The sequence below is a fragment of the Candidatus Binatia bacterium genome (genome assembly GCA_036382395.1).
GTDB lineage: Bacteria > Desulfobacterota > Binatia > HRBIN30 > HRBIN30 > JAGDMS01.
In genome coordinates this window covers 1-3,233 of record DASVHW010000137.1, presented here as the reverse complement: position 1 = coordinate 3,233, position 3,233 = coordinate 1, and the positions used below count along the sequence as shown (strand labels likewise).

Here is a 3,233-nt window from a genome sequence, read left to right as displayed (position 1 = left end):
AGCTCGCTGTGGAACCGTTCGGCCATGTTGGGGTCCCGGTCGTCGAGGTACTCGACGTGCTCGTCGACATCGTGTCGCGCGGTCTCGTGGATGATGAGCTCAAGGTCGGTCACGCGCGTTTATGGGGCTGTTGTTTCTTGGCCCGTTCGCGCCGATGTCGGGCTAGGTGATCGCGGCGGGCTTTCCACCACGCCGCGTTGACGGGTTCGGTGGGGGACGCCAGGCCCTCGGCCAGCAGCGCGTCAACATGGGCAATCGCGTCGCGTTGCAGGTCGCGGCGGATGAGCTCACGGACGTACTCGCTGGTTGAGCCGTACGAGCCGAGCTTTTGCACCTTCTCATCGAGTCGGGCGCGCAACGGCGCCGGCAACGACACGTTCATGGTGGCAACACGAGGTTTCATAGTGGTTCCATCGTAGCGAGCCCGCGTGAATCTTGTCAAATCTTGGCAAGAATTGTGCGCGTGCCGATTGGGGCTATCAAGGGATAGGACTGTTAGATCGCGATCCGCTCGATCTCGTCGAGGCCGACTTGGTCGATGGTCCGGTCATAGAGCTTCGTCGTGCGCGGCGACTCGTGCGCCGCAATCTGCTGCGCGTGTTCGAGTGTACCGCCATTTTCGAGATAGGCTGTGATGCCGGTGGCGCGGAAGGCGTGGCAGCAGACCGCGGTGGAGGAGAGACCGGCGTCCTGTGCCCGCCGCTTGATCATCCGGAAGACGTCGACGCGAGTCATCGGGCTGCGGGTGAGCTGACGCGTTTTGCCGCGGGTGGTCCGGAAGAGCGGTCCGTTCTTGTCGCCGGCGATGCCGGCGGCGGCGATGTACCTCACCATTCAGGCATACCCGCAACAGTTGCCCGGCGCGACGAAGGACGGGCGCTGCATCTACACGCCGCACTCGCTGCGCGCCACCACGGCCACGCTGCTCCTCGACGCCAGCGTCGACATCACCAAGGTGCAAGAGCTACTCGGCCATCGCACATCACGACGACGCAGATCTACGACAAGCGCCGACGCACGACGTCGGAAAGCACCTCGCACGACGTGCCGATCTGAGGCAGGTCCGCAGCCACGTCATGCGGCGCGGCCCTACAATGTGGTGCGCGGCCGACCGCTCAACGCCGAACCTCGGCTCTGCTGTTTTGCGAGTTCTGTGCGTCGCGTACCACTGCGGAGCGATCCGTCACTATGCAGCGATGTAGCGATTGCAAGCATGGTAACAATTATGTTACTTTTGGGCGTGGCACCGATCCGGCTTGTTGAATACCTCGATGGCCAAGGCCGTTCCGCCTACGCGAAGTGGTTCGACTCCTTGAATGCACCGGCAGCGGCCAAGGTGGCTGCGGCTGTCTATCAGCTGGCCGCTGGCAATTTGTCGAACGTGAAAGGTGTTGGCTCCGGCGTGTTCGAAAGGAAGATCGAGTTCGGTCCTGGCTACCGCGTCTATTTCGGCAGAGATGGCGATGTACTGGTGATCTTGCTGGGCGGGAGCAGCAAGCAACGACAGCAGGAAGCCATCGCCGCGGCAAAAGCACGATGGACCGATTACCGGCGCCGCAAGGCGTGAATCATAAGAGAGGAGTACTATGGCACTCACACGGGATTTCAAGGAAACCATTCTGGCTCGTGCGCGGCGTGACACGCGGTTCCGCCAGGCGCTATTTACCGAAGCGATCAATGCCTATCTCGCCGGTGACACCACTGCGGGCAAGGCTATCTTGCGCGATCTGGTCAACGCGACAGTGGGCTTCGAAGCACTGGCGGCGGCGGTCAACAAATCCGCCAAGAGCCTGCATCGCATGCTCGCGCCGCGCGGTAACCCGAGTACCGAGAACTTCTTCGACATTGTTTGCGCGCTGCAGAAGAAAACGCGCGTCAAATTGTGGGTCACGGCCAAGGCCGCATGAACACACGTCGGCGCCGGCTCGCGGAAGCGGACTACCGGGCAAGGAAGGAAGCCAAGGAATGGCCACGAAGAAAGGTGGGCCTTTGCGGGTCCGGAAAGTAGACTTTGAAGTGTGAGCATTCGGGGACCCGCATAAGTTGCTAGGCACCGCAGCCCATGCCGCGTAGCCGCCACCTCAGTGAGGCGTAATATGCTGTACTCGATTGGCAGTTTGCGTGCGGCCGGACGACACGGTGGGGCGATGCCGGCGTCGGCGATCGCGGGCTCGCGGCGGCAAGGGGTGAGTGGCAAGGAGAGCTGACAAACATTGGGGCTGAACTTCGGCCTTCCGCCGCTACACGTCTGGGCCTGCAGTCGTTGCGGGCGCAAGGTGTACAACCTGAAGGCGTCTTGCCAGCGCGATGATGCCGCGGTGGTCGATCAACCGCGCAGCAACTTGATGGGGTCACTCCTTAGCGTAGAATATCGGGTAAACAGGTGAGTGACCCCTGGTGCGTCCTCTTGAGGCTGATCACGGCCGCGAGCACCGGCGGCTACTCACAACGATCAGCTACGCAGCAGTGTAATGAACTCGTCGGGGGTGAGTCCTGCCTGCTTAATGATCCCATGGAGGGTGCCACGTTTGAGGTCGCCGCGATGGCAGGGGACGACGGCGTGGTAGGTGACGCCCTTGCTCTCGAACAGCTCCTGCTGGCGCGGCGTGAACCGCAGCGCGATGTAGCGCAGCGGCCACGCATCGCGCGGCCAGTCACCTGGGGTGAACTCCACCTCGGCGAGGTCGACCTGTTCACGCTCCCGCGTATCGAGCAGAGCCCATCGCTGGTTTGCCACGGCGCTGCAGCACGCCCGCAGCTCCCTGGTCATGTCCGCGCTGATCGCGAAGCCGATCTTTTCCCTCACCAGATATTTGAGCAGCGGCGTGTAGTAAGCTGCCGAGTCGGCACGCAAGCGGCGCTCGACGACCCACGGCGGCAGATTCGCGAACGCTCGCTTGACCGAGCTCAACGGGTCGTCGCCTCCCGCCACGTTGCCGTCCCGGAACTCGTCCGACACCACGAGCTGCTGCTCCGCCCACACCGCCACCAGCGGTTGGAACCCCCGCGTTCCCTCGTACGCCACCGTCGCCTCGCGCTTGTGCGCCTCGATGATCGGCCCGTCATGGTCGATGGTTGCCTGCGTCACGCTGCGGTCGGCGCCGCGCTCCACCAGCTCGCGATTGACCGCCTCCAGTGCCCGCAGACCCTCCGACTCCGGCGCCACCCGCGCCCTTTTCTCCGGCGGCCGCGTCTCCCAACATTTCGGGTCGTGGAACTGTCCGACAAAATCG

At 63.3% G+C, this 3,233-nt stretch carries 5 protein-coding genes; 2 read left to right on the top strand and 3 right to left on the bottom strand.

Going from position 1 to position 3,233, the window contains the following annotated elements; translation table 11 throughout:
• Positions 1 to 109: 109 nt before the first annotated feature.
• Together VF515_06610 and VF515_06605 are read right to left on the bottom strand one after the other, a co-directional pair.
• Positions 110 to 403, bottom strand: a complete 294-nt coding sequence (locus VF515_06610) for a type II toxin-antitoxin system ParD family antitoxin (protein HEX7407310.1) — start codon at positions 401 to 403, stop codon at positions 110 to 112.
• A 92-nt stretch (positions 404 to 495) separates the two neighbouring features.
• On the bottom strand, positions 496 to 834 hold the full coding sequence (locus VF515_06605) for a tyrosine-type recombinase/integrase (protein HEX7407309.1): 339 nt from the start codon (positions 832 to 834) through the stop codon (positions 496 to 498).
• Between the two features lie 415 nt (positions 835 to 1,249).
• On the opposite strand from VF515_06605, the gene VF515_06600 reads away from it, so the two are divergent.
• Together VF515_06600 and VF515_06595 are read left to right on the top strand one after the other, a co-directional pair.
• Positions 1,250 to 1,567 (top strand): type II toxin-antitoxin system RelE/ParE family toxin, encoded by a 318-nt coding sequence (locus tag VF515_06600; GenBank protein ID HEX7407308.1) that lies wholly within the window; start codon positions 1,250 to 1,252, stop codon positions 1,565 to 1,567.
• Between the two features lie 19 nt (positions 1,568 to 1,586).
• Entirely contained in the window at positions 1,587 to 1,907 is a 321-nt protein-coding gene (locus tag VF515_06595) for a transcriptional regulator (GenBank protein HEX7407307.1), read from the top strand.
• Positions 1,908 to 2,452: 545 nt separating this feature from the next.
• Here the strand turns inward: VF515_06595 and VF515_06590 are convergent.
• On the bottom strand, positions 2,453 to 3,233 hold a 781-nt coding region (locus VF515_06590), incomplete at its 5' end, for a transposase (protein ID HEX7407306.1).

Bases quoted from the DNA above. Each gene is read 5' to 3' on its own strand.
- VF515_06595 (HEX7407307.1), top strand. From the start codon at position 1,587: ATGGCACTCACACGGGATTTCAAGGAAACCATTCTGGCTCGTGCGCGG.
- VF515_06605 (HEX7407309.1), bottom strand. From the start codon at position 834: ATGGTGAGGTACATCGCCGCCGCCGGCATCGCCGGCGACAAGAACGGA.
- VF515_06610 (HEX7407310.1), bottom strand. From the start codon at position 403: ATGAAACCTCGTGTTGCCACCATGAACGTGTCGTTGCCGGCGCCGTTG.